The organism is Streptomyces sp. Ru72, assembly GCF_002920635.1.
Lineage (GTDB): Bacteria > Actinomycetota > Actinomycetes > Streptomycetales > Streptomycetaceae > Streptomyces.
This window is the reverse complement of sequence record NZ_PQSR01000014.1, coordinates 24,717-50,158: the sequence shown is the minus strand read 5'-3', so window position 1 is coordinate 50,158 and position 25,442 is coordinate 24,717. Positions and strand designations below refer to the sequence as shown.

Genomic DNA, 25,442 nt, shown 5'->3' with positions numbered 1-25,442 from the left:
CCGGCCTGCGGGGTACTCGGCCCCCGGACCGAGACGGAAGGAGCCGGACGTGGGCGGCGGCGATCGGCTGCGGGAGTACCGCGGCAAACGTGACTTCGAGCGGACCGCCGAGCCCCGGGGCGCCACGGCGTCATCCGGCGCGGAGCCCCACTTCGTGGTGCAGATCCACGACGCGAGCACCCTGCACTTCGACTTCCGGCTCCAGGTGGGCGACGTCCTCAAGTCCTGGTCCATCCCCAAGGGCCCGTCCGCCGATCCCGGCGACAAGCGGCTCGCCGTGCCCACCGAGGACCATCCGCTGGAGTACGAGGACTTCGAGGGCGTCATTCCTGCGGGCGAGTACGGGGGCGGCACCGTGATCGTCTGGGACCGCGGGACCTATCAGCCGCTCAGCCACGACCGGCGCGGGCGCCCCGTGCCCTTCGACGAGTCGCTTCAGCGCGGGCACGCGACGTTCCGGCTGGACGGGTCGAAGCTGCACGGCGAGTACGCGCTCACCCGGTTCCGCGGTGGCGAGAGGGGCGGCGAGCAGGAGGCCTGGCTGCTGGTGAAGGCGGGGCGTGCCGGCTCCGGCGGCCACGGGACGCCCGACCCGCGCCGGGCCCGGTCGGTCCGCAGTGGACGCACGCTCGCGCAGGTGGCGGCGGACGGCGGTGAGGGCTGAGGAGCCATCAGCGGCCCCCTCCAGCCGCCCACGGAGCAGCGCCGCCTGGTCGGCGCTGCTCGGGGCGCCGGGGTCCCCTGCTCCAAGAGCCCGGGGGCCGGCCGTCGCCGGGAGCCTTCCCCTGCCCGCCTCGGCAACGAGCAACCGCTGCCCGCAGGGCAACGTCACGTACCCGACGTGGCAGCCTCCCGCTCCGGGTGCGAAGCGGCTCGCGGGGCACCCGCGGTGCGCAACGCGCGCCCGCCGGGCACCAACAGCGCGGCCAGCGCGGCGCCGAGGCACAGCACCCCCAGCAGACCGAAGCCGTGCGTGTACCCGGAGCCGTACGGCAGCCCCGTGGGCTGCAACCGGCCCGTCACCAGCACACTGGTGACCGCCGCGCCGATGGAGCCGCCGATCGTCCGGATGTTGGCGTTCATTCCGGTCGCCGCGCCGGTCTGCTCGGCCGGAACGCTGCCGACGATCAGGTTGGCCATGGAGGCGAAGGCCAGTCCGATGCCGAAGCCGAACACACCGGCCACGAGAGCCACCTGCCACTGCGCGTCGTGCCACAGGGTGAGGAACCCGCAGGCGACCGCACCCAGCGCGGCCCCCGCAGTGAGCAGCGCCTTGGCCCCCACGACCGGCTCCAGGCGGCCGCTCAGCACGCCCGAGACGAACATGGCCACCAGCATCGGCAGCATGAGCAGCCCGGACGCGGTGACGGACGCACCGAAGCCGTATCCGGCGGAGCCGGGCGTCTGCACGAAGGCGGGCAGGAAGGACCAGATCGCGTACATGCCCGCGCCGAACAGCAGCGCGGCGGTGTTGGTCGTCCACACGGCGGGCAGCCGCAGGACGCGCAGATCGATGAGCGGGTTGCGGGAACCCGCCTCGGCCGACAGCCACAGCGCGAACAGCACCGCGGCGGCGAGGAAGAGACCGATCACCGGGGCCGATGCCCAGCCCCACCTGGTCGCCTGGCTGAGCGGCAGCAACAGCGCCACCAGCCATGCGGACAGCAGCACGGCACCGAGCCAGTTGACGCGTCCCTCGGCACGGCTCGGCGACTCCGGCACGAAGCGGGCGGCGATCAGCGTGGTGACGGCGACGACGGCGACCGGGATCCAGAACAGCCAGCGGTAGTCGAGCGCGGAGACGATGGGGCCCGCCGCCACGATGCCCACGCCGCCACCGGCGGCGATCACGGCGGACAGGTTGCTGATGCTGCCGCTCACCTCGGCCGGGGCGAACTCGTCCCGGATGATGCCGAACGACAGCGGGAACAGCGCTCCGCCGGCGCCCTGGACGACCCGGGCGACGATCAGCACGCCGATGGTCGGCGCGAGCGCGGCGAGCAGACAGCCGGCCAGCAGCGTCAGCAGCACCGCGACGAGTGTGCGTTTCCTTCCCACGAGGTCGCCGACCCGGCCGAGGATCGGTGTGAAGACCGAGGCGGACAGCAGGTACGCGGTCATCACCCAGGTCGCGGTGGACTGAGAGGTGTGCAGCGCGTGCTGGACGGTCGGCAGGGCCGGCGCGATCAGTGACTGCAACATGGAGAACACGCCCGCACCGGTCGCGAGGACCGCGAAGGTGAGGCGGGTGGACTTCCGGGGCATGAAAAGCCTCTCCGAACAGGGCGCGGCCGAGATCTTCCGGCCGCGGTCGTAGGACTCCGCCGTGCGTCAGGGCAGCGTGGAGCACGCCGACGGCCGCGGGGAGCGGTCGCGGAGCGGACGGACTGACGGGCGGGCGGTGCGATCGGCGCAGGGCCCGCGGTACGAGGTCATGGGCATGAGGCCGCCGGGGGCGCGCACGGCCGCACGCGCCCAGGGCGGACGCACCCCGACTGATAAAGTGGAGGTGCGCCTCCACTGTAGCGGAGGCACACCTCCGCTTCAACCGGCCGGCCTCGGGAGGCAGCAGTGACGACCCCGCCGTTCCCCGTCAGTGAGATCGTGGCGTCCCAGCGGCCGCACCGAAAGGACGCCGCCCGCAACTACGACGCCCTGATCGCCGCCGCCCGCGAGGCCTTCGCGGAGCACGGCGCGGAGGCGTCCCTGGAGGACATCGCGAGGCGCGCGGGCGTCGGGATCGGCACGCTGTACCGCAACTTCCCCACCCGCCGCCATCTCTTCGAGAGCGTCTACGCGGGCGAGGTGAACGACCTGTGCCGGGTGGCGCGGGAGGTCGCGGACCGTGAGCCGTGGGAGGCGCTCACCTCGTGGCTGCGCCGGTTCGTGGACTACACGGTGACCAAGCGGGCGATCCGCGAGGCGATGGACGACGAGTCGGAGATCTTCCTGGCCTGCCGGGAGTCCATGTACCGGGCGGGCGGCCCGCTCTTCGAGCGGGCGCAGCAGGCCGGCCGGGCGCGCACGGACATGACCTTCGACGACCTGCTGCGGATGGTCGCCGGCATCACGGCGACGAACTTCCTGGACGACGCCCAGCGGGACAGGGTCCTGACCGTGGCCCTGGACGGGGTGCGGGCGTCCGGCGCCTGAGCACGGTCAGGCGCCCCACCGTGCTCAGCTGTTCCAGCTCTCGTCGTACGGGTCGCCGGGGGCCGCGACCGGCTTCGCCTGTATGACGTCGAGGTAGGGGATGATCCCACCGTTGACGGGGTCCTCGGCGCGCTTCGGGGTGTAGGTGCCGGTGACGTCGAGCCAGGAGTCCGGCTCCAGGACGGGCGGCAGCTTGCCGGTCAGGCCGATCTTGACCGGCTGGGCGTCGGCGGCGCAGCAGTTGAGAGCCATGCGGACCAGGTACGGCGTCCCTGTGTGGTCCAGCGCCACGAACCCGTTGATCTCCACCTTCCGGCCGCCGAGGGAGCGTCCGTGGCCGTACGCCGCGCGGCCGGCGTAGTCCACCAGGCCGAGCCTGACCGGGTCGCCGGACGGCAGGGGCGGATAGGCCAGGGGCTGCTGGAGGGCCGTACCGGAACGCACGGCACTGTAGGAGCCGAGCGCGGGCGGGGCGACCAGGATGAGCGCGAACAGGGGGAGCACGAGGAGCCAGGAGATCCGCGGCTCGCGGTGGGCGTGGCCGTGGCCGCCGGCGTGGCCGCCATGTCGGTCGTGTGCCTCGCCGCCGGGGTGCCTCCGGGCAGCCCGGGCGCGGCGCAGCTCGTACCAGAAGGTGGCGGCCGCCGCCACGATCAGGACGGCGCCGGCCGCGAGCAGCAGCGGCTGCAGGCCCGCCTTGACGTAGCGCAGGTACAGGCCGGTGGTCCCGGCGTGCAGCAGTGCCCCGCCCACCAGGAACATGACGGCCGCTTGCGCCTGCCGGTTCACAGCAGCACCGCCCCGGTCAGGACCGACACCAGGACGGCCAGCGCGAAGGTGGCGGGCGCGAACCGCAGTGCGAAGGAGCGGCCGAAGGTGCCGGCCTGCATCGCGAACAGCTTCAGGTCGATCATCGGCCCGACCACCAGGAACGCCAGCCGCGCGGTCAGCGAGAACTGCGACAGCGAGGCCGCCACGAACGCGTCCGCCTCGGAGCAGATCGACAGCAGCACCGCGAGCACGGAGAGCGCGAGGACCGCCACGACCGGGTTGCCGGCCGCCGTCCGCAGCCAGCTCGCCGGCGCCACGGCCTTGAGGGTCGCCGCGGCCATGGCGCCGACGACCAGGAAGCCCCCGGCGTGCATGACGTCGTGCCGTACGGACCCCCAGAACGCGGCCCCCTTGCTCTGCCCTTCGTACGACGCCCGGGCCGGCGGCCGCAGCCAGTCGGTGCGGCCGAGCCGCTGCCACAGCCAGCCCATCGCGCACGCCACGAGGAGGCTGGCCAGGAACCGGGCGAGGACCATCTCCGGGTCGCGGGGGAAGGCCACGGCCGTGGCGGTCAGCACGATCGGGTTGATCGCGGGCGCGGACAGCAGGAACGCCAGCGCCGCCGCGGGCGTCACACCCCGGCGTACCAGTGCCCCGGCGACGGGCACCGAGGCGCATTCGCAGCCGGGCAGGACCGCCCCGGCCACCCCCGCGACGGGCACCGCGAGGGCGGGCCGCTTCGGCAGCGCGCGGGCGAAGAACGACGGCGGGACGAACACCGCGAGCGCCGCTGACAGCAGCACGCCGAGGACGAGGAACGGCAGCGCCTGGACGACCACCGCGAGGAACACGGTCATCCAGCTCTGCATCACCGGCGCGCCCAGCGCCCGGCGGATCGGGCCCTGCCCGACGACCAGCACGAGCAGCAGCAGGGTCAGGCCCAGGGAGGAGTTGAACTGCCAGCCCTGCGAAGGCTCCTCGTCGTGGCCCCGGTCGACCGGGGCCGGGGGTGCTTTGACGGCGGTCACGAGCGGGGTACCTCCGGAAAGGGGCGGGCGGCGCGGGGTGGCTTCCCCTCCCCGTCTGTACGAAGTCCCGGGCGCGGTGTCTCACCGCGGACCCGGGACTTTGCCGCTCAATGACCTTCCCGCGTCACCGGCCGCTGCCGTGCGCCGGTGTCGGCTGTCCTCCCCCGGCCGCCGGGGCGTGCCGGCGGCGGAAGAGGGACGGCAGGCTCGGCGCGGTCAGGAACCCCTCGGCCCGTGCGCTGGCGATGCCGATGCGCGGTATGTCGCGGGTGTTCTCGAACAGCAGGAAGCGGGGCTCCCAGACCGGCCGGTACTTGGCGTTGGCCCGGTACAGGGACTCGATCTGCCACCAGCGGGAGAAGAACGTCAGCACCGAGCGCCACAGCCGCAGTACGGGGCCGGCGCCGAGGCGGGAGCCGCGTTCGAAGACGGCGCGGAACATGGCGAAGTTGAGCGACACCCGCTCGATGCCGAGCTCGCGGGCGCGCAGCAGCAGCTCGATGACCATGAACTCCATCAGGCCGTTCTCGCAGTCGCGGTCGCGGCGCATCAGGTCGAGGGACAGGCCGTGCTCGCCCCAGGGAACGAAGCTGAGCAGGGCCCGCGGCTCGCCCTCGCCGTCGCGGCACTCGAGCATCATGCAGCACCCGTCGGCGGGGTCGCCGAGGCGGCCGAGGGCCATGGAGAAGCCGCGCTCGGTGGCGCCGTCGCGCCAGTGGTCGGCCTTCTCGATCAGCTCGGCCATCTCGGACTCGGGGATGTCCCCGTGGCGGCGGACGGTCACGGTGTATCCGGCGCGCCGGACCCGGTTGTGCGCCTGCCGCACGACCCGCATCGCACGCCCCTCGAGGCTGAAGTCGGACACCTCCACGATCGCCTCGTCGCCCAGTTCGAGGGCGTCCAGACCGTGCCGGGCGTAGATCGTGCCGGCCTCTTCACTCGCGCCCATGACGGCGGGGGTCCAGGCGTGCCGGCGGGCCTCCTGCAGCCACTCCTCGATGGCGCCGGGCCAGGCCTCGGGGTCGCCGATCGGGTCGCCGGAGGCGAGGGTGACGCCGCCGACCACCCGGTAGGCAATGGCGGCCTTGCCGCTCGGGGACCAGATCACGGCCTTGTCGCGCCGCAGCGCGAAGTAACCGAGGGAGTCCCGCTCCCCCTGCTTGTCGAGCAGTTCGCGCAGCCGTCGCTCGTCCTCCTCGCCGAGGAGCTCGCGGCCACGGGGCGCGCGGAAGCAGGCGTACAGGACGAGGAGGAAGGTCGCCGCGGTCAGGACGTTGATGGTGATGTCCACCCAGCGGGGGGCGTGCACGTGCTCGATGTGGTCCGCGAGCGGGCCGACGCTGACGCCGCGCAGCAGCGCATAGACGATCTCGTCCGCGAGGGAGGCCGAGGCCTCGGTGTGCGCCTTGTTGGTGGCGTCCACCAGCAGGGTGCCGATGCCGCCGCTGACGACGATGCCGCAGGCGGCGACGATCAGCGCGAGCTTGGGGTTGGAGCGGTCGCCCACGGCCCGGAACTCCTTGCGGCCGAGCAGCAGCGCGGCCACGAACAGAGCGGTGAGCAGGGCGGAGACCCAGTTGAAGACGTGCTGGTTGTACTGGTGCCGGGTCAGGGCTGCCGCGTAGAGCGCGAGCAGCGGGCCGGCGAGCAGGATGTTCGCCATCCAGGCCGCGCGCTTGCGCCGCCGCATGACCATGGCCAGGAACAGGGCGAGGGCCGCCGAGACCAGTCCGGCGGTGGCCAGGTACGGGGTGAAGAACTCACCGCCGTTGTGCTCGTGCACCTCCTCACGGAAGGGCAGCGAGACGACGGCCACGATGTTCAGCAGGGCCATCAGCCGCAGGTACCAGACCGTGGCGACGGCCGCCCCGGGACCCAGGCGCGCGGGCAGGGACGGACCCTCCCCCGCCGCGCCCTGCGGGCGGCGGGCGTGCTGCTGGACGATCTCTGCTTGCTGCTGTGCGGGCACCGCGATGACTCACCTTGACGAGAGAGGGGCCGGAGCGACCGGCGTGGACGGAAGCACTCGCATCGACCCTACATTTCGTAGGGGTAACGGTGGCTTTTCTTAGGTAGGAGTCCGGCAAGGACGATCCCGTTCCCTGTGAACCCGGCACGAGCGGCGCGGGACGGCCGCCGGGGGCGACGGGTTCACCCCGTAGGGGAACCTCTGGAAGTCTACGGGTCTGTCGGTGGGGGGTTCTCTCCCCGGCCTATGGGGCTCTCTCCTCGACGTGCTCCAGCCCGGCGCGTTCGAGGTCCGCGTGTTCCAGCAGGAACGGCACGATCGCCCGCTCCAGCAGGGCGCGCTCCCAGATCTCACGGGCGCGGCGCACCCGGGGGTCGCGGTCCGTGGGATCGCCGCCGTCGTCGCGGCGGGTCCGGGCGCGGGCCGCCAGGAGCCAGGCGAGGTCCCCGAGGGCCGCTCCCGCCGTCACGACGGCGGCGATCACCCCGGACATCACGAGCCCGTCGCCGATGTGCGGGCGCACGGCGAAGGCCCGCAGTCCGAAGCCGCACAGCAGGAACACTCCCGTGGCCGCGGCTCCGAGGCTCGGCACCAGGACCGCGAGCGCCGGCAGCAGTCTTCTTTGCGTACGATCATCACCCGCCCCCTCCGGCCTGTCACGGTCGGCTGCCGCGGCCCGCAACGCGAGGTAGTGGTGATACTCGTCGGCGGCGATCGAGACGAGGCGGTCACGCGCCTCCAGCGCCCGCGCACGCAGCTGCTCGCGCGCCGGTTCCGCGCAGGTGGCGCCGATCGCCGCCCCGATCCCCGGATGGCCGAGGGCCCGGTCCACCATCTGTTCGAACATCGGGCCGCCCGCTGGTGACGGCTCCTCGGACTCCCGCACAGATCCCCCGACGGCACACAACGGGCCGGCCGATACCGACCGGCGGACGGACGGGCCAAACCCTACAACATGTAGGACCTCCCTCAGGGCGGAGTGTGGAGACCGCACATTTCCCGGGGCGGCGGCCGGTTCGGGCATGCGGTCAGTGCTCCTCGGCGGGCTCGGCGTCCAGGCCGGTGCACGCCAGCGTGCCGTCCACCTTGGCGCACGCCTCCACGTCGTCGGGCGACGTCACGGCGAGCATGGGGCTCGCCGAGCCTCCGGAACCGTCTCCCGGATACGCCGCGGAGAGCACGTCCCGCCCCTTGCGGACGGAGATGACGCGGGCGTCCGAGGCGTCCGCGTCGACCTCGGCCCAGGCGGTGCCGCAGTTCGGGGAGTATTCGAGGCGCACCGCATAGGTGGCGTCGCGGACCTTGCTCTTGGTCTGCGCGTCCCGGTCGCAGGTGGACACGTCGGGCAACTGCCCCTGACAGGCGTCGCCCCGGCACCGGGGCGACGCCGCGGCGAGCCGTCCACCCGGCGCACCCGAACGGTCGGAGGCGAGGAGGGCGACGGCCACCGCGGTGACCGTGACGATGAGGGCGACCGCCGACAGCGGCAGCCGACGCGCCCGGGCGATCCACGGCGGTGGGCAGTCGTGCGGCGGCGCGTCCGCGGGCGGCGGACGGTCGGCCGCCTCCCACAGGGTCAGCACGGGAGCGGAGTCGGCTCCGGCGAGTGCGGCGAGCGCCTCGACCGCCGAACGAGGGGGCCGTTGGGCGCCGGTGAGATAGCGGTGCCAGGCGGACTTGCTGTAGGGGGTGCGCGCGGCGAGGGCCGCGAGGCTGAGACCGGTGCGCTTCTTCAGATCGCGCAGCGTGGTCACGAACGCCTCGTCCGTCTGTGCGGGCGGTGGGGCCGAGGGGCCGCCTGGCGCCGCCGTCCGTGCCGCGCCGGCCTTCACGGTCTGGATCCTTGGGGCTGTCGCATGACCTGTCCCTCAACACCTAATCCTATTTGGGCGGTTCGCCCCGGTTGTCGAGATGTGTTCCCGGGGGCGCGGTGCCGCCACACATCGGGACCGGTATGAGAAATGGGCAACGGGAGTCGTGGGGACGCAGCGCACCGACGGCCCGCCCGGTCACGTGCGTGACCGGGCAGGCCGTCCCTTGGAGGGGAGAGCGGTCGCGGTGTCAGCACCAGGGCAGGGCGCCCCGCGTGCGGACGTAGTGGGCGGAGACGTAACCCTGGTTGCCCGAGAGCTTGTACCAGCGCCGGTTGCCGAAGACGTACGAGCCGTTCTTCTTGCAGACCAGTACGAGGCGGCCGTTGACGTGCGCGTGGCCGACGACGCGGTAGCGGAAGCCGGGACCGGAGCGGACGTTCAGCCTGACGTGGCGCGTGGCGACGTGTCCCACCAGACGGACGGGGCGGCGGTGGTGGACCACGCGCGTCACGTGCCGGGTGTGGCGGGTGGGGTGGGAGCACCGTGTGGAGCGGTGCGCGCGGTGCCGGGCCGGGACGTGCCGGGCCGGGGCGGGGAGCAGGATGTGCGGGCGGTGCGGAACCGTCCGCACGACCGGCGCCGAGGTGGGCCGGCCGCCGTCGGCGGCGACGGCGGCCGTGGGCACCAGCGCGAACATCGCGACCGCGGCCACCAGGCCGCTCTGCAGTGTCCGGCGAATCATGGGAACCTCCGTGCTGACGATGCCGATCACGGTCTGCGTGATCTCATGTCGCCCAGCGTTTCCGTGCGGACTGCCGGGGATTCCGTCCCGTTGTGCCAGGGACACGGGAGACGTCCCGTGGGACGGCGGGCGGCGGCGAGCCACCGGAGCACCGGCCGCACACGACGGGGAACGGCGACGGGGCCTGCGCGGCGCAGGCGCGGCGACGCACGGACGTTCGAACGCGTGCGGACGTGCAGACGTGTGCGGCACGCGGACGGTCCCGCCCCACGCGTGGGGCGGGACCGTCGCCGAACCACCGGGTTGGGGCCTAGGCCGCCGTCCTCACCTGGCTGCCGGTTGCGCGGGCAGGTCGAAGACGTGCCCGGGCGTGACGAGCTTCGTGATCGCTTCGCCGAAGAGCGTGCTGGGTTCCCGGCCGGCATGGTCGATGTCGGTGTTCAGCAGCACCACGAGGGTCGTCCGCGCCGACGGGAGGTGGACGGTGAGGGACTCGTAGCCCGGCAGGGAACCGTTGTGCCCGATCCAGCCGTGGACATCGAAGATGCCGAGGCCGTATCCCGCACCCGGGAGGGGGGTCGGGGGTGTGGTGAGCCGTTGTCTCTGCAGGGTGGGGCTGATCAGGGTGCCGCCGCCCGGGAGCCTGCCGGTGGCCACCGTCCGCGCCCACACCCGCAGGTCCCGCAGATCGGAGATCATCGCGCCGGCCGCCCATGCCCAGGAGGGGTTCCAGTCGGCGGCGTCCTCGACCTTCCCGCTCGCGGTCTGGTCCGTGTAGCCCTGCGCGTGCGGGGTCGGGAAACCGGCGTCGAGCGGGAACAGCGTGTGGTGCAGACCGGCCGGTTCGAGGACGTTCTCGCGGATGAAGTCCGCGAGCCGCTGACCGCCGGCCTTCTCGACGACCAGGCCCAGCAGGACGGTGTTGGTGTTGGAGTAGTCGAACTTCTGCCCGGGCGGAAACAGCACGGGGTGTCTGAAGGCGTAGTCGAGCAACTGCCGTGGCGTGAAGGCCCGTCGCGGATCCGACGTGAGCGCCTTGAAGAAGTCCGGGTCCTGTGAGTAGTTGTACAATCCGCTGCGCATACCGGCCAGTTGACGCAGGGTGATCCTGTCACCGCCCGGTACGCCGTCGACGTACTTCCCGATCGGGTCGTCCAGACCCACCCTGCCCCGGTCGACCAGCTGGAGCAGCGCGGTCACGGTGAACGTCTTGGTCTCGCTGCCGATCCGCAGGTACAGGTCCGGTGACATCCGCCGCCCGCTGCTCTTGTCGGCGACGCCGAACGACCGTGCGTAGCTGCCCTGGTGGGGCGTCCACAGCCCCACGGTCACGCCGGGCACGTGCGCCTCCCGCATGACCCGCCGAACGGCCTCGTCGAGTTGCCGCGTCACGGCGGGGGTGAGGTCCCGGACCTGGCCCGGGGCCGACGGGGCGGGCGGTCCGGCGGCTCGGACGGCCGTGACAGGCGACCGGCCCGCTCCGAACGCGGTCCCGTCCGCGACCGGCACGACCAGCATCCCCGCCGCCACGGCGGCCACGGCCCCCCTGCGCCATCGCGTACACGCACGTGTCATGGGCTGACTCCCACAGAGCCGCAGGTCCCGAGGTTCCGCGGGCCAGCCTAGGGGCGTCCGCGCGCTGCCGCCTGCCGACGCCCATGCGGCTCGAGAGGCCCAGGGGTGGACCGTGGCGCCCCGGACGACAGGGCGCGGGGCGATGACGGTCTCTCTTCCCGGGGCCGTTCCCCCGTCCCTCTCCCCCTCCAGCCGGGCGATGCGCGGCCGACGACGAGTTCGGCCGGTCGGGGGATGGCCTGGGCGACGCCGGTGAGGTCGATGGGGGCGAGGCGGGCCAGGCGGGTGCGCGACCAGGTGGTCCACGGCCTGGCGGGCGCCCTCGTCGTCGGCGCTGCGCACCACGTCCACGCCGGGCGGGGCCGACCGGAGCCGGCGGGCCACCGAGACCACGGGGACGGGACCGCAAGGTCCCGCCAGCCGGGCGACGGGCATCTCGGGACCGAGCAGGACCAGGGCTTCGCACCGGTGTGGGGTTCAACCGCCGCTACGACACCGGGTCCGCGCCGCCCACGAGAAGATCACTGCGGGGCGCCGTCGGCACCCCGCGCTGCTGCGCCCGCTCACCCGCGCCCCGAGGCCGGCCGCTCCGGCACGTGTCCCGCCGTGGACGACAGAGTGGCCGAAATGAGTAATCCGTCTCTTTTGTCAAGATAAGTTCTAAAATTACCTACGGCATCCCACCGTTCCCCCAACGAGGGCGGCGGAGCAGCCCAGCGGCGAGCCGGCGAGCCGGCGAGGGGAGTGATGCACATGGCCGTGGACGACGGCATCGACCTCACTCCGGTTCGCGAGCGATTCCTGCAGGGCGGGACCGTCGAGAGCGGCGTGCGGAGCATCATCCTGAACTCCTGGCAGCGCTCCGTGCTGCTGGGCCTCTCGCCCGACCAGGCCGAGCTCCCCTACCGACCGGACGTCGACACGGACGTACGGCTCGTCCGGGCGGCCGACCCGGTGCTCGACTGGCTGCAGAACCGGTTCGCCGGCAGCCGGATGAACATCGGGCTTGCCGACGGGGAGGGAACGGTGCTCGCACGCCGCTTCGGGCAACCGTCGCTGGCGCGCAGACTGCCGCCGTTCCAGGTCGCCCCGGGGTTCGTGTTCGCCGAGCACGTCGCGGGCACGAACGGCATCGGCCTCGCCCTGGCGGAGCGGCGGCTGTGCCGGCTGTACGGCGCGGAGCACTTCGCCGAGCGGTCGCAGGGCAACGCCTGTTCGGCCATCCCGATCCGTGATCTGCTCAGCGGACGCATCGAGGGCGTCCTCTCCTTCGGTTGCCCCCGCACCGACGCCGGCCCGGTCATGGACACCCTCATCACCCAGGCCGCCCACGCGATCGAGCGCCGACTGCTGGAACAGAGTTCGGCGCGCGAGCGCGACCTGCTCCAGGCGTACCTCGATGCCCGGCGCGGCACCACGGTCGGTGCGCGGCTGCTCGACGCCGCGGGGATCGGCGTGGACGAGCCGGCCCTGGGCGGACTGAACGGGCGCGACCGGATGATCGTCAGGGAGAAGGCCGCCGAGCTGATCTCCGCCGCCCAGCGGGGCGCGGTCGAGGTGGCTCTCTGCGACGGCCGGCGGCTCACCCTGCTGAGCCACTGGGTGACCGGCCCCGGCGGCACGGAGGGCGTCGCCGTCGAGGCGGTCCTGCACGAGGACGGGCCGCAGCCACAGCTCACCCTGACCGGACACCTCGGCGAGCCGCGCGACCTCGCCGCACCGGACACGCTTGTCATTCCGGTGCCGCGGCACCTTCTCGACGTGCCTTCCGGCCAGGTCACCACGGCCCCGCCCATCACCGTCCGGACGCCCGAGCAGCCCCGCGAGCAGTCCGGCGACAGCGCATCCGCCCCGGCGACGGCCGACGGCCGGCTGGTCCTCGTCGGGGAGCCCGGCGTGGGAACGTACGCCGTCGCGGCGCGCCGCCGTCTTGAGCTGCTGTCCGAGGCGAGCGCCCGTATCGGCACCACGCTGGACGTGCGCCGCACGGCTCTCGAACTCGCCGAGATGGCCGTACCGCGTCTCGCGGACCATGTCGCCATCGACCTGCCCGAGGCCGTGCTGCGCGGCGAGGAGGCGGCCGACCCGCGCACCGGCATGGTGCGCGCGGTGATGCACGGCACTCGTGACCTCCCCTTCTACCCGGTCGGCGAGCGGATCGACCCGCGCCCGGCGACGCCGCAGTCCCGTTGCCTGGACCGCGAGCAGGCCGTGCTGGTACCCGATCTGAGGGCCTCCACCGGCTGGATCTCCCAGGAGCACGCGCACACCCAACGACTGGTCTCCATGGGCGTCCACTCCCTGATCGCCGCCCCCCTGCTCGCCCGCGGTGTCGTCCTGGGCATCGCCAGCTTCTACCGTTGCGAGTCCCCGTCGCCCTTCGACGACGACGACCGCTCCCTGGCCCAGGAGCTCGCCACACGCGCAGCGATCTGCATCGACAACGCCCGCCGCTACACCCGCGAGCACACGATGGTCCTGGCGCTGCAGCGCAGCCTGCTGCCGAACCGGCTGCCGGAACAGAGCGCCCTGGAGATCGCGCACCGCTACCAGCCCGCCGAGTGGGAGGTCGGCGGGGACTGGTTCGACGTCATCCCCCTCTCCGGCACCAGGGTCGCGCTGATCGTCGGCGACGTGGTGGGCCACGGCCTGCACGCCTCGGTCACCATGGGCCGACTGCGCACGGCCGCGCGCAACTACGCCGAACTCGACCTCTCCCCCGACGAGGTCCTCACCCACCTCGACAACCTGGTGGGGCGCATGGACCGGGACGAGACGGCCTGCGCCACCGCCGGGATCATCGGCGCGACCTGCCTGTACGCCGTCTACGACCCGACCACGCAGCGGGCCACGGTGGCGCGCGCCGGCCATCTGCCGCCCGCGCTGGTGCACCCGGACGGCAGCGTGACCTTCCCCGACCTGCCCGCCGGGCCTCCCCTGGGCCTCGGCGGCCTGCCGTTCGAGTCCACCGAGATCCCCCTCCCCGAGGGCAGTGAACTCGTCCTGTACACCGACGGGCTCGTCGAGGACCGCGGACGGGACCTGGACACCTCCTTCGAGTTGCTGCGCCGGGCGCTCGCCCGCCCGGACCGGGCACCGGACGACACCTGCCGCGCGATCCTCAGCACCGTGGCACCGGAGCACCCCGAGGACGACATCGCGCTGCTGGTCGCCCGCACCCACGCCCTGGACCCCGGCCGGATCGCCGACTGGTCGATGCCCGCGGACCCGGCCCGCGTGAAGGACGTCCGCGCCGCCGTCATCCGCCGCCTGGCCGACTGGGGCCTGGAGGAGGTGTCGTTCACCGCGGAACTGCTGCTGAGCGAACTGGTCACCAACGCCGTCCGCTACGGCAGCGGCCCCATCCACGTACGCCTGATCCACGACCGCACCCTGATCTGCGAGGTCGCGGACACCAGCAGTACATCGCCGCACCTGCGCCACGCGGCCACCTACGACGAGGGCGGCCGGGGCCTGTTCCTCGTGGCACAGCTCGCCCAGGCCTGGGGCACCCGCTACACCGCCGAGGGCAAGGTCATCTGGGCGGAGTGCGCACTTCAGGCGCCGTCCGGCGCTCTGCCGGAGGCGACGCCGACGGACATGGACTGGGGGGACCTCGCTGGCCTCGTATGACGTCCCGGACCTCGCCGCGAACGACAGCGGTTCGGAGCCCCTGCTGCGCATCCGGGGGCTCGGCAAGCGGTTCGGCGGCACGCTCGCGCTGGACTCGGTCGACCTCGACGTCCACCGGGGCGGCGTCCTGGCGCTGCTGGGGCCGAACGGCGCCGGCAAGTCCACCCTCATCAAGGTGCTCGCCCAGGTCCACCGCGCCGACGAGGGAGAGGTGACGGTGGCCGGACACCCGCTCGGCACGCAGCCCGCCGCGCGTTCCATGTCCTTCATCCATCAGGACCTCGGGCTCGTCGGGTGGATGACCGTCGCGGAGAACATCGCCCTGGGCACCGGTTACCCGCGCCGCCTGGGCCTGATCTCGTTCCGCCGTGTGCGGGAGCGGTGCGTGGAGGCGCTGGAGATCGTCGCCGGCCACCTGGACCCGGACGCCCGGGTCGCCGACCTCGGCCGGGCCGAGCGTTCACTGGTCGCGATCGCCCGCGCGCTGGCCGCCCGAGCCCCGCTGATCGTGCTCGACGAGCCCACGGCGAGCCTGCCCGCGACCGACTGCGCACGCCTGTTCGACGTACTGCACGCCCTGCGCGACCGCGGCCACGGCATCGTGTACGTCAGCCACCGGCTCGACGAGGTCTACCAGGTCGCCGACCGCTTCGCCGTACTGCGCGACGGCCGCGTCGTCAGCCGGGGCCGCCTCGCGGACCGTCCCCCGGCCCGGCTGGTGCAGGACATCGTGGGCCATGGCCCGGTGGCGGCGCACCGGCCCACGACGGCTTCCGCCCCCGGACCGGTCGTGCTCCGCCTGGAGGACGTCCGCACCGAGACCGCGGGGCCGGTCGGCCTGCAACTGCGGTCCGGTGAGCTGCTGGGCGTGGTCGGGCTCACCGGCGCCGGTCACATGGCTCTGGGGCGGGCGCTCGCCGGCTCGGGGACGATCGTCAGCGGGCGCGTCCTGCTGGACGGCCGCCCCCACCACCCGCGGACGGTCGCCGCCGCCGTCGCCGCCGGGGTCGGATTCGTGACCGACGACCGGCAGGAGGAGGGCTGCCTGCACGACCTCACCGTCCGCGAGAACCTCCTGGCCAACCCCCGGGCACAGGGCCCGCACGCGCCCCGCTGGATCGGCCCGCGACGCGAGCGCGCCACGGCCCTGTCCCTGCTCGACCGGTACGGAGTGCGCCCCCGCGACACCGAGGCCCGTATCGACACCCTGTCCGGAGGCAACCAGCAGAAGGTCATGGTGGGCCGGTGGCTCGGGCTCGGCCGGCGGCTGCTGATCCTCGAGGAGCCGACCGCCGGCATCGACGTCGGCGCCAAGGCGGCGATCCACCGTCTGCTCGATGAGGCGCTGGCCGCCGGGGCGGCCGTGCTGCTGTGCTCCACGGACTTCGAGGAGGTCGCCGACGTGTGTCACCGCGCCCTGGTGTTCGTCCGGGGGACCGTGGCGGCCGAGTTGACCGGCGCGGCCCTCACCGTCCCGGAACTCACCCGCACGGCGACGGCCATGCCGGGCATCACCGGAACGGCGACGGAGCGATGACCGGCGCCGCCCCGCGGTCCCCGCACGGACCGTCCCGCCCGCCCCGGCGGCGGCCGGTCCGTGCGCGGGGCCATGTCATCGGGGCGTACGGCCTGCTGTTCCTGACCGCCCTGCTGTTCCTCGTCTTCTCCCTCACCCTGCCGGGCACGTTCCCGACGCTGGACAACGTCTCCTCCATCCTGTCCAACCAGTCGGTGTCGGCGATCCTCGCGCTCGGGGCGACGGTCCCCATCGCCACCGGCCGGTTCGACCTGTCCATCGGGTACGGCCTCGGCCTCGCCCACGTGATGGTCCTGCACCTGATGGTGGCCGGCGGCTGGCCCTGGCCGGCGGCCTGCATCGCCGTCGTCGCCGGCGGCGGTGCCGTCGGCGTCTGCAACGGCCTGCTGGTCGAGTTCGCCCGCATCAACTCCTTCATCGCCACCCTCGGCACGGGCACGGTGATGTACGGGGTCACCGGCTGGATCACCGGCGGCGCCCGGATCGTCCCCGGCCCGGCGGGCCTGCCGCCCGCCTTCACCGACCTCTACGACGCCAGGTTCCTCGGCCTCCCGCTCCCCGCCTTCTACGTCCTGGCCCTGGCCGTCCTGCTCTGGCTGCTGCTGGAGCGTCTGCCGCTCGGCCGGTACCTCTACGTCATCGGCTCCAACCCGCGCGCCGCCGACCTCGTCGGCATCCCCACCCGCCGCTACGGCGTCTACGCCTTCGCCGCCTCCGGCCTGGTCGTGGGCCTCGCCGGAGTCCTCCTGGCGGCACAGCAGGAGCTGGGCAACCCGAGCGTGGGCATGGACTACCTGCTCCCGGCCTTCGTCGGCGCGCTCCTCGGCTCGACCGCCATCAGGCCGGGCCGCGCCAACGCCGCGGGAACCCTCGTCGCCGTCGCGGTGCTGGCGATCGGCCTGGCCGGCATCCAGCAGCTGGGCGCGGACTTCTGGGTCACGCCGCTGTTCGACGGCGGCACCCTGCTGCTGGCGGTCGGTCTCGCGGGCTATGCGGCGCGCCGCCGCCTCCGCGCGGCCACGACGGACGGCAGCCACGCGCCGACGACCGACGAAGGCCCTCCGCGGCCCCCTTGAGTGACCGACTCGACGTGACCGAAAGCGCGAGACTGTGCACGTGAACCGCACGACCGCCGTCGGCACCGCCGCACTGGCCGCCGTCGTCGTCCTCGCCTCCGGCTGCGAACACGGCTCACGGCCGGGCACCGGGACCTCCACCGCGCCGTCGGCGTCCGGCTGCCCGGCCGCATTCGCCCGGGCGCAGTCGGCCGTACGCCAGGCGGAGCAGCCCCACACCGCCTGGAACGGCCCCACCACCGGCCCCAAGGCGGTGCGGGGCCGGACGATCATCTACGTCGCGCAGACGATGACCAACCCGGGCGTCGCCGGCACGGCCAATGGCGCGCGGGAGGCCGCGCAGGCCATCGGCTGGAAGTTCAAGGTCATCGACGGGGGCGGCACACCGGCCGGCATCCAGGCGGCGCTCGACCAGGCGATCGCGCTCAAGCCGTCGGGCATCGTGCTGGGCGGCTTCGACCCGAAGTCCACGGCGCAGCAGGTGGCGAGGGCGAACGCGAAGGGGATCCCGCTGATCGGCTGGCACGCGGTCGCCGAGCCCGGCCCCAGCGAGAACCCGAAGCTGTTCACGAACATCACCACGCACGTGGGGGACGTCGCGAGGATCACGGCCGACTGGATCATCGCGCACTCCGGGGGCCGGGCGGGCGCCGTCCTGTTCACGGACGACTCCATCCCGTTCGCGAAGCACAAGGCGGAATCGATCAGAGAGGAACTCGCCACGTGCGGCGGCGTGCGGCTCCTGTCCTACGTGAACATCCCGCTCCCGGACGCGAGCAGCCGCGTCCCCCAGCAGGTCTCCTCGCTGGCGTCCCGCCTGGGCGGCGGCTGGACCTACTCGGCGGCCATCAACGACCTCTACTTCGCCGACGCCGCCCCGGCCCTGCGCGCCGCGGGAAGGAAGGGCTCCGGTCCCCCCTTCAACATCGGGGCGGGAGACGGGGATCCGTCCGCGTTCCAGCGCATCAACAGCGCAAGCTACCAGGCGGCGACGGTCCCGGAACCGCTCACGCAACAGGGCTGGCAGATCGTGGACGAGTTCAACCGGGCGTTCGCGGGGGCGCCGGCGAGCGGGTATGTGGCGCCTGTGCATGTGGCAACGGCGCAGAACACGGGAGGGGCGACGTCCTGGGATCCGGTGGGGTATCGGGAGGCTTATCGGGGGATCTGGGGGACGTAGTCGGTGTTCCGGGTCAGTGAGCAAGGGCTCGCGCGGGCAGGGGCGGTGGAGCGCGCCGCGAGAGGAGCGGCATCGGCACGGGACCGCTGATCGGGGTCGGTGGGCAGAGCCAGGCCGTCGAGGCCGAAGGATGCTTCCTCGACCGGATGGCGGTGACCGACGACATCGTGGCCGAGGTCGTGGGTTCCGTGACCGGGCGCCTTGACTCGGGCCGCCGTCGAACGCTTTGATCATGCGCGTGCCGGGCCGTTGCCCCGGTACCTCAGAGGTACGCCCAGCCGGTACGCGGTCATGGTCCAGTCCGGCCCGAGTCGCCAGGACCGCGACGGCGTCGGAGGCGGGGTCGTACTCGCGATGGGTGGAGCGTACATGTCCGTCATGCGTGTGGCCCGCGTCGGAGCGGCCGCCGCCGTGGTGGCCCTGCTGGCGGTCGCCGGCTGCGGCACCAAGGCCGACCCGGAGGATCCTTCGGACGCGAGCCCAGGGCAGACCCCGTCGCAGGCGTCACCCTCCCGGAAGCCCGCTCCCACCGCGGTCAGGCTCCCACCACCGCACGCCGGCTTCGACTACCAGATCGGGGGCGCCTATCCCCCGCCGCGCGGAGTCCGCATCGTCAGCCGTGACCGCACGGCGTCCCCGGCGCCGGGCCTCTACAACATCTGTTACGTCAACGCCTTCCAGGCCCAGCCCGGAGCCGAGAAGACATGGCCCGCCGATCTGCTCCTGCGAGACGACAGCGGCGAGGTGGTCATCGACCAGGACTGGAACGAAGCACTGCTCGACATCGGTACGGCGACCAAGCGCGCCCGCGTGGCGACGCGGATCAACCAGTGGATCGACGGCTGCGCCGCAAAGGGCTTCGACGCGGTCGAGCCGGACAACTACGACAGCTACACCCGCTCTGACAACCTGCTGAGCGCGCAGGACGCCGCCGCCTTCATGACCCTGCTGTCGGTCCACGCGCACGCCCGCCATCTGGCCATCGGCCAGAAGAACACCCTCGAGCTGGCCGGGCAGCGCAAGCGGACCGGCCTCGACTTCGCGGTGACGGAGGAGTGCGGGCAGTACGACGAGTGCGACGCGTACGCGAAGGCCTTCGACAACCACGTCGTCGACGTCGAGTACACGGACGGCGGCCTGCGCAAAGCCCTCGCGGGCTACGGCGACCGGCTGAGCATCGTGCGCCGGGACCGGGACGTGTCGACGCCGGACGACCCGGGCTATGTGCGCAGGACCGACTGAGGTGAGCCGGGCGCACGGAGGACCTTCCGGGCTGTTAGGAGACAGCCAGGTTGTCCATCTGAGTCTTCAGTTCCCGCCGGGCGTTGCCATGGCGTACCGCTGGTCCACGAGAACGGACGTGTCGCAGACGACGTGGAACCATGAGCGGTCGGCGGCTGCGGCGACTTCCACTCCCACGCCCACGCTCGTCGCCTGGAGGGCCTCCAGGAGAAGGCCGGCAACGCGGGTGGATGGATTCAGCTCACCCGCCCATCCCGGACGACTGCCTTGTTGCGGACTCCTCATCAGGTGTGTCCGCGCCCCGCCAAGGGGCGCGGACCGCCCATGTTGTAAGCAGCAAGCCGACCAAGCCCGTGCGCATCACCGACGACGCGCGGCCGGAGCAGCCGCGTTGGGCTTCCTGCGGTTGAAGACCCAGATGCCTTGGGAGTGTGTCGCCCCCAGGACGCGGCCAGGAGTCAGCAGCCAGGGATTGGCCTTCTGGAACGGAGCGAAGTTGTCGTTGGAAACGATCACTCCGCCCACCTCTTCCGCGATACTGATGACCAGGGCGTCTCCACGGCCTTCAGTGCCTGCCGGCGGTTGGACGACCGTCCCGGCAGCGATGGCCTCCTCCACCAAGGGGCGTTCCGCCTCGGCGACGTCATGCCGAAGCGTGGCGTCGACGACGACGTGGATGTCCCGGTTCGGGTTCTTGAATCTGAGCGCCCTGACGGCCGCCTGGAGTGCCTGGAAGCTCGGCTGTCCTCCTGCGGAGCGGGGCGGGCGGCCGTTCCACGCCAGGTTCGAGCCATCCACAATCAGGGGTGCGGCGGGTTGCTCGAGGGGGGACGCGGCCTTCGCCATGGAGGCGGGCGATGGCGGGGGCACCGATACGCCGGAATCGGCAGGTCGCCCATCGCGTGGCAGTGCGGGCGACTGCTGTGGATGCGTCGGCCTGGGCGCGGTGTGGCTCGTGGCGCGCAGGGCGAGCAGCTCGTTCAGTTCCTTCTCGATCTCCGGAGGGACGGTGCTGTCGCCGAAGACCTTGACCTCGCCATCGAGGAGGACTTCCCCGGTCTTCTGCAGTGTGGCCTTGACCGCGAGCAGCCCTTCCTTGCTGTAGGTGTATTCGAGGTCGAACACCCCGTCTTCCGCCTGGGACCGCTGCGGGTAGGAGAGCACCAGCTCGGTCAGTTTGACGTTGTCGGGGTGGTCGACAGGTCGGTCCGGGTCTCCTTCCCACACCTCCACGGTCAGCTTGGACACGCCGTCCTTGGACGGCCGGTAGGACTTGACCCGTTGCTGCGGCAGACGCTGGTTGCGGCCGATCAGCGCGCTGAACTCCCGCTTGCCGTATTGGTCCTTGGTGACCGTGCCGAGCGCGTGCGTGTTGACGACGCGGATGATGCTCTCCAGCTCGCCGTCCATGGCCGCGGCGCAGATCGCGGCGCCCTCGGCGACCGCGGTCATCGGGTGGCACAGATCAACACCCACGAGTTCGCAGTCAAGAGCTTCGGACACCGCGTCACGGACGGCCGGGATCTGGCTGCTGCCGCCGATCATCAGTACGGCCTTCAGCTCGCTGGGATCGATGCGGGCCTGCTCGAGACACTCCTCGACAGGGTCGAGCGCGCGGTTGATCAGGTCCTGGATCTCGGCGGAGAACTCGTCCTGTCCGATCTCGACGGGGATGCCGTCCGGCGTGGTGATACGAACGGACTCCTGAGTGGACAGCAGGATCTTGTTCCGTTCGATGTCCAGGGAGAACTGGCGCTGTTCGGACTCCGACCACGCCCTGCGCGCGGGCGCCCGATCGAGCACCATGCGCCGCAACCGCGCGTCGATCTCCAAACCGCCGAGCCGGTTGACGCCTCGGCTGGCCTTCTCGTCGAAGAATCCGTCGTCGTGCAACAGCAGGGTGGCGTCCATGGTTCCGCCGCCCCAGTCGAAGACGAGGAACTCGCCGTCTTCCTTCATGTTGTGTGCGTAGGCGATCGCAGCGGCCGTCGGTTCGTTCAGCAGCGTCTTGACGACGATGCCCGCCGCCCGCGCTGCTTCCCGGGTACGGAAACGGGCCGCTCCGGTGGCGTTCGCCGGCACGGTGATCACGGCTTCCTCGATCTCCGTCGCGGACTCCTCCTCGGCAGCCGTGACCATGGACCGGAAGACACCGGCGGCAGCGGTGGTCGCCGCGAACCGTCGCCCCCCGACCGTTACGAGAGGCTCTTCACGCAACAGGCGTTTGCACGCCTCGACGGCCTTCTCGGACCGAAGTTTGGCCTCCCAGCCGAACAGGGCTCCGGAGCGCAGGGAACTGGTGCCCACCACCGACGGGTAGAGCTTTTCGAACCCAGGGCGTCCCCAGTCGGCGTCGAGCCCTTGACCACCGAGTTCCAGGATCTCGACGTATTCCCCGTTCCACTGCGCGGCCACCGAGTTCGTGGTGCCGAAATCGATGCCTGTCGTCACGCTTCCTCCCCCACTGCAGAACCAGGAACCCGACGCAGATGTCCCGCCAAAATGACCTTCCCGGTCACTTCGTCGACGTACGCCGGGCGCAGCACCTCGAACGCCTCGCCATCACCTTCGGTGACGACGAACCGATCGCTCGCTTCAGGCTCGGTCACCCTGAGGATGCGCAGTTCTCGCAGGTGTTCCCGCAGAGCTCCCCCGAGCAGGTCGCCGCCGTGCTCCGCCTGCGCCCACACAAGAGCGTCGATCTCCGCGAGCCGTCCGGCGAACTGAGCCCGGGTGCGGAACTCATCGAGGACCGCCTTGCGCACCGCCACGCCGACAGCGGTGGCCGACGGCATCCCGTCGGCGTTCACGTCTTCCAGGGCGGCTGGTATCCGATCGACGACTCCCTGGATGATGGTTTTCGCGTCAATGGGTTCGGGCGCCGCGAGCTGTCTCATCGTGGCGGTCGGCTCAGTCGTCTCCTGACTCTTCTCTCTGCGGCGTCTGGTCCCACCGGGCTTGTGGGGCGAGGGCGTCTGCAGCGCTCCTGGCTGTATCTGCCCGCAGTGCGGACAGAGTCGGTGAGGCCGCAGGCTCTTGGAGACCTTCTTCTCGGCGCGACGCGCCGCCTTTCTCCTCCGGGGATCCATCAAGTGGTTGTGCCTCGCTCACCATCGTGCGTCATCAGTCGGGAAACGCCGTCAGCGGATGGACCGGTGACGGTCGAGATGCGGTGCGGTGCTGCGGAAGTCGTCGAGCAGTTCGACGGCCGCCAGAGCGCGAATGGACTCGAGGTCCGCGCCGCTCGTGAGGGCGGTTCGGCGCGCCATCGGTTCCAGCGGCGGCACCAGTTGCCTCGGCACGGCGTCGGGCAACTCGTGTCGGGACCGGTCGAGCGGAATCTGAAAGAAAACGTCGAAGCCAGCCTCGTTGCCCGCGGCCTCATAGATACGGTCTTCCGCCCGATTGAGCCGAGCCTGGCTCGCCCGGTCTCCCGCCTGCTCGTACCGGCGGAAGATCTCCCGGCAGCGCCGCTCCCAGCCTTCTGCCCCATGGTCGAGGCCGAGTTCGAGGAACGGGTTGGTCATCACGCCCCGTCTGTTCTTCGGGGTGGACCTCCAGGTGCGCACGTGCGCGAGATTGCGCACCGCCACCGGATGACCGTTCTCCGCCGCCTTCTCCGCGTAACTCTCCGCCTGTGCGAGCCGCTCCCTTGCGGCACGGTCGTTCTCGGCTTCGGGCGACGTGATCGCAGTGACGTAGGCGGCGATGGTGTACGCCTCCTCCATCAGGTCAGCGGGCAGGGAATGGCCGGTCTTCCGTTCCCGCACGAAGGACTCCGCCTGGCGGTCGGCCCCTTCCAGGTCACCTGACTTCAGCAGGTCGTAGGCCCGGTTGAGCGCGACGAGGGCGTAGAACTCGCTGCGTCGGGGATCGACGGGCCCCGTCGGTCGCCACATGGAGGCCATCAGCTTCCACAGACCTCGATCGCGTATGGTGCCGCCGTCCCACTGCCCGACGAGCGCTCCCGATCTGAGATCACGCAACTGGATCTGCTGCACGCGCGGTAGGACGGCGTCCAGGGCGTCGAGGGACGCCAGCTGAACGTCCATCACCACGTCGTACAGCAAGTCCCAGACGTCCTCGGGCTCCTGCCTCGTGATCGTCTCTCCGGCGAGGAACGCCCGACGGCGCAGCAGGTCGTCCCAGCCGAGTCGCTCGGCCTCTTCAGGGCTGATCGAGGTGGGGGTGAGACGGGCCCGCAGGTAGAGCGCTTCCTCCTCGCTGCGCACCGTCCAGGGCTTGTCCTCTGCCAGGAGGCCACCGCGTTCCACAAGGTCGTCGAGCACGGACAGCGGCGCCCAAGGGAGGACTTGGGCCAGAACGGCGTTCGGTACAGGAATTGCACCTCGGGTGGCGGCGGTGGCGAACAGGGAGAACGCAGGGCCGCCCGAGACCGCGCGGGACCTTGCGTTGACCAGTTCGATGCCGGGAGCGGTCGAGCAGAGGATGCGGCACCGCTCCAGGCCTGCTTCGTTCAGCCATCGCACCCCGGCGGCCCACAGCGCGCGGAGGTGATGGAGCACAGCTTCCGGCTTCAGCCCCGCGAGGCCGGCCCGAACCACCGGGAGCAGCGCCTCCCGGTCCGGTGCACCTGCCTGAGCCTGGCCAAGGACCTCTCGCTGGCTCTCCGTCAGTTCGGCGGACTGCTCGATATCCTTGAGCACTTCCAAAACGGTCTGGACGGCGTCACCACCGTCTACACCGACCCAACGCCATTTCCGCTGAGCGAATCCGTTCGCGCCTGCCGCTTCGCCGCTGCGCCGGCGCTCGCGCGCCCGAGCCAGGCGCTCCTTCTCGGCGGCTATCGCCGCACGGCGGGCGGCAACCGGGTCGGTCATGTCGTACACGCCGACAGATTAACCGTGCACACAAGCATTACATAGCCCTTACATCCGTCACGCTTCCGCACGTTGACACGGCCGGCACTCCTCGGCCTCGGCGACGGAGAAGATGCCGCGACCGGTCAGCCGACCCGCTTCCACTCCTGACACCGGTTCGCCTTGAAGTACTCGCCGTTGTTCAGCGCCACGCGCCCCGTCCGCGGATCTTGCGGCTCGCCTTGGTGGCCGAGTGGAGAATCGCGGCGGCTACGCGGCCTCTGGAGTCTTGACACCGAGCGCCGGCCTTCGCAGCGATGCCGTCTCGGACGTCGCCTCGCCTCGCGCTCCAACTGCGACGGCCTCCTAGGCCATCCGATCCCGGCCGTACGCGCCCGTGGCCCGGGACGTCACATGTCCGTCGGCATCTGTGTAGCGCAACAGCAGTGCCCCGACCGGATCAAGCCAGGGGAACACATTTTCTCCATGGTTCGGTGCAACCTTTTCCACATCCGGACGGTCGATCTCTGCATGCACCACCGATTCCCGGACAGGGGCCTCCGCTTCGGCCGGCTCATCCCGCAGCCGCCGACGTTCGGCGTCGCCGAGCCAGAGTCGCCGCACGTGCGCCTGAACACCACGTCCCGGCACCGCACCGTCAACGGCAGCGCGCCGAAGGCGAGTCAGCAGCTCGGCCAGTACGGCTTTCGTCACGGGCGCGCCCTTGGTTCCGACCATCTGATGCCCCATATCGCCCCCTACGCAGCCCAACTGCACGGCGTGAGCGTAGAACTGACGCGTTAACAGTGTCAACAGATCGAACACCTATGAAAGATGGCACCGCTCGTGTACGGTACTCGGAACCGCACTCCGCTCTGTGACACCCCATGAGCGAAGCGGTG

Annotated in this window: 19 protein-coding genes; 7 read left to right on the top strand and 12 right to left on the bottom strand. The window is 71.8% G+C overall.

The annotated features are described in order from the left end of the window. Positions 1–49 precede the first annotated feature (49 nt). Positions 50–664 (top strand): DNA polymerase ligase N-terminal domain-containing protein, encoded by a 615-nt coding sequence (locus C3488_RS09500; RefSeq protein ID WP_103838899.1) that lies wholly within the window; start codon positions 50–52, stop codon positions 662–664. Positions 665–828: 164 nt separating this feature from the next. Here C3488_RS09500 and C3488_RS09495 read toward each other — a convergent pair whose 3' ends face one another. Beyond that, complete coding sequence (locus tag C3488_RS09495) at positions 829–2,265, bottom strand: MFS transporter (RefSeq protein ID WP_103838898.1); 1,437 nt, start codon at positions 2,263–2,265, stop codon at positions 829–831. A 306-nt stretch (positions 2,266–2,571) separates the two neighbouring features. Here C3488_RS09495 and C3488_RS09490 point away from each other — a divergent pair, with 306 nt between their 5' ends. Next, positions 2,572–3,153: a TetR/AcrR family transcriptional regulator gene (locus C3488_RS09490; protein WP_103838897.1), complete on the top strand. Its 582-nt coding sequence runs from the start codon at positions 2,572–2,574 to the stop codon at positions 3,151–3,153. A 24-nt stretch (positions 3,154–3,177) separates the two neighbouring features. Here C3488_RS09490 and C3488_RS09485 read toward each other — a convergent pair whose 3' ends face one another. From C3488_RS09485 to C3488_RS09455, 7 genes are all read right to left on the bottom strand, one after another. Next, entirely contained in the window at positions 3,178–3,942 is a 765-nt protein-coding gene (locus tag C3488_RS09485; RefSeq protein ID WP_103838896.1) for a TIGR03943 family putative permease subunit, read from the bottom strand. After that, positions 3,939–4,952, bottom strand: a complete 1,014-nt coding sequence (locus C3488_RS09480) for a permease (RefSeq protein ID WP_103838895.1) — start codon at positions 4,950–4,952, stop codon at positions 3,939–3,941. The genes C3488_RS09485 and C3488_RS09480 overlap by 4 nt, the downstream gene beginning before the upstream one ends. 124 nt (positions 4,953–5,076) lie before the next feature. After that, a complete protein-coding gene (locus C3488_RS09475) occupies positions 5,077–6,921 on the bottom strand; it encodes a phosphatidylglycerol lysyltransferase domain-containing protein (protein ID WP_374955406.1) in 1,845 nt (614 codons plus the stop codon). 244 nt (positions 6,922–7,165) lie between these two features. After that, positions 7,166–7,768: a hypothetical protein gene (locus C3488_RS09470; RefSeq protein ID WP_103838893.1), complete on the bottom strand. Its 603-nt coding sequence runs from the start codon at positions 7,766–7,768 to the stop codon at positions 7,166–7,168. A 181-nt stretch (positions 7,769–7,949) separates the two neighbouring features. Further along, complete coding sequence (locus tag C3488_RS41455) at positions 7,950–8,753, bottom strand: XRE family transcriptional regulator (RefSeq protein ID WP_258053353.1); 804 nt, start codon at positions 8,751–8,753, stop codon at positions 7,950–7,952. Between the two features lie 229 nt (positions 8,754–8,982). Next, on the bottom strand, positions 8,983–9,477 hold the full coding sequence (locus C3488_RS09460) for an SH3 domain-containing protein (RefSeq protein ID WP_258053352.1): 495 nt from the start codon (positions 9,475–9,477) through the stop codon (positions 8,983–8,985). Between the two features lie 324 nt (positions 9,478–9,801). Then, a complete protein-coding gene (locus C3488_RS09455; RefSeq protein WP_103838953.1) occupies positions 9,802–11,052 on the bottom strand; it encodes a serine hydrolase in 1,251 nt (416 codons plus the stop codon). Positions 11,053–11,799: 747 nt separating this feature from the next. Between C3488_RS09455 and C3488_RS09445 the strand changes: the two genes are divergently transcribed. The 5 genes from C3488_RS09445 to C3488_RS09425 all read left to right on the top strand — a co-directional run bounded on the left by C3488_RS09445 (position 11,800) and on the right by C3488_RS09425 (position 19,720). Next, on the top strand, positions 11,800–14,685 hold the full coding sequence (locus tag C3488_RS09445; protein WP_374955405.1) for a SpoIIE family protein phosphatase: 2,886 nt from the start codon (positions 11,800–11,802) through the stop codon (positions 14,683–14,685). Then, the gene (locus C3488_RS09440) at positions 14,672–16,222 is read left to right on the top strand and encodes a sugar ABC transporter ATP-binding protein (RefSeq protein ID WP_258053357.1); all 1,551 of its coding nucleotides are present in this window, start codon (positions 14,672–14,674) and stop codon (positions 16,220–16,222) included. Before C3488_RS09445 ends, C3488_RS09440 begins: the two co-directional genes overlap by 14 nt. Continuing rightward, entirely contained in the window at positions 16,219–17,298 is a 1,080-nt protein-coding gene (locus tag C3488_RS09435; protein ID WP_103838889.1) for an ABC transporter permease, read from the top strand. The genes C3488_RS09440 and C3488_RS09435 overlap by 4 nt, the downstream gene beginning before the upstream one ends. Positions 17,299–17,332: 34 nt before the next feature. Beyond that, complete coding sequence (locus tag C3488_RS09430) at positions 17,333–18,478, top strand: substrate-binding domain-containing protein (RefSeq protein WP_103838888.1); 1,146 nt, start codon at positions 17,333–17,335, stop codon at positions 18,476–18,478. A 369-nt stretch (positions 18,479–18,847) separates the two neighbouring features. Beyond that, positions 18,848–19,720 (top strand): endo alpha-1,4 polygalactosaminidase, encoded by an 873-nt coding sequence (locus C3488_RS09425; RefSeq protein ID WP_103838952.1) that lies wholly within the window; start codon positions 18,848–18,850, stop codon positions 19,718–19,720. Between the two features lie 360 nt (positions 19,721–20,080). Here C3488_RS09425 and C3488_RS09420 read toward each other — a convergent pair whose 3' ends face one another. The 4 genes from C3488_RS09420 to C3488_RS40080 all read right to left on the bottom strand — a co-directional run bounded on the left by C3488_RS09420 (position 20,081) and on the right by C3488_RS40080 (position 25,365). After that, positions 20,081–22,171 carry an Hsp70 family protein gene (locus tag C3488_RS09420; protein ID WP_103838887.1) on the bottom strand — a complete coding sequence of 697 codons (2,091 nt, stop codon included), beginning with the start codon at positions 22,169–22,171 and terminating at the stop codon, positions 20,081–20,083. Further along, on the bottom strand, positions 22,168–22,617 hold the full coding sequence (locus C3488_RS09415) for a hypothetical protein (RefSeq protein ID WP_103838886.1): 450 nt from the start codon (positions 22,615–22,617) through the stop codon (positions 22,168–22,170). Before C3488_RS09415 ends, C3488_RS09420 begins: the two co-directional genes overlap by 4 nt. Positions 22,618–22,860: 243 nt before the next feature. Continuing rightward, positions 22,861–24,561, bottom strand: coding sequence for a hypothetical protein (locus C3488_RS09410; RefSeq protein WP_103838951.1), 1,701 nt, complete (start codon positions 24,559–24,561; stop codon positions 22,861–22,863). Between the two features lie 345 nt (positions 24,562–24,906). Beyond that, entirely contained in the window at positions 24,907–25,365 is a 459-nt protein-coding gene (locus tag C3488_RS40080) for a hypothetical protein (protein WP_146067851.1), read from the bottom strand. Positions 25,366–25,442: the final 77 nt, after the last annotated feature.

Excerpts from the sequence above, each read along its gene's own strand:
- C3488_RS09495 (WP_103838898.1), bottom strand. The coding sequence starts at position 2,265 with ATGCCCCGGAAGTCCACCCGCCTCACCTTCGCGGTCCTCGCGACCGGT.
- C3488_RS09470 (WP_103838893.1), bottom strand. The coding sequence starts at position 7,768 with ATGTTCGAACAGATGGTGGACCGGGCCCTCGGCCATCCGGGGATCGGG.
- C3488_RS09460 (WP_258053352.1), bottom strand. The coding sequence starts at position 9,477 with ATGATTCGCCGGACACTGCAGAGCGGCCTGGTGGCCGCGGTCGCGATG.
- C3488_RS09455 (WP_103838953.1), bottom strand. The coding sequence starts at position 11,052 with ATGACACGTGCGTGTACGCGATGGCGCAGGGGGGCCGTGGCCGCCGTG.
- C3488_RS09445 (WP_374955405.1), top strand. The coding sequence starts at position 11,800 with ATGCACATGGCCGTGGACGACGGCATCGACCTCACTCCGGTTCGCGAG.
- C3488_RS09435 (WP_103838889.1), top strand. The coding sequence starts at position 16,219 with ATGACCGGCGCCGCCCCGCGGTCCCCGCACGGACCGTCCCGCCCGCCC.
- C3488_RS09425 (WP_103838952.1), top strand. The coding sequence starts at position 18,848 with ATGTCCGTCATGCGTGTGGCCCGCGTCGGAGCGGCCGCCGCCGTGGTG.
- C3488_RS09415 (WP_103838886.1), bottom strand. The coding sequence starts at position 22,617 with ATGAGACAGCTCGCGGCGCCCGAACCCATTGACGCGAAAACCATCATC.
- C3488_RS09410 (WP_103838951.1), bottom strand. The coding sequence starts at position 24,561 with ATGACCGACCCGGTTGCCGCCCGCCGTGCGGCGATAGCCGCCGAGAAG.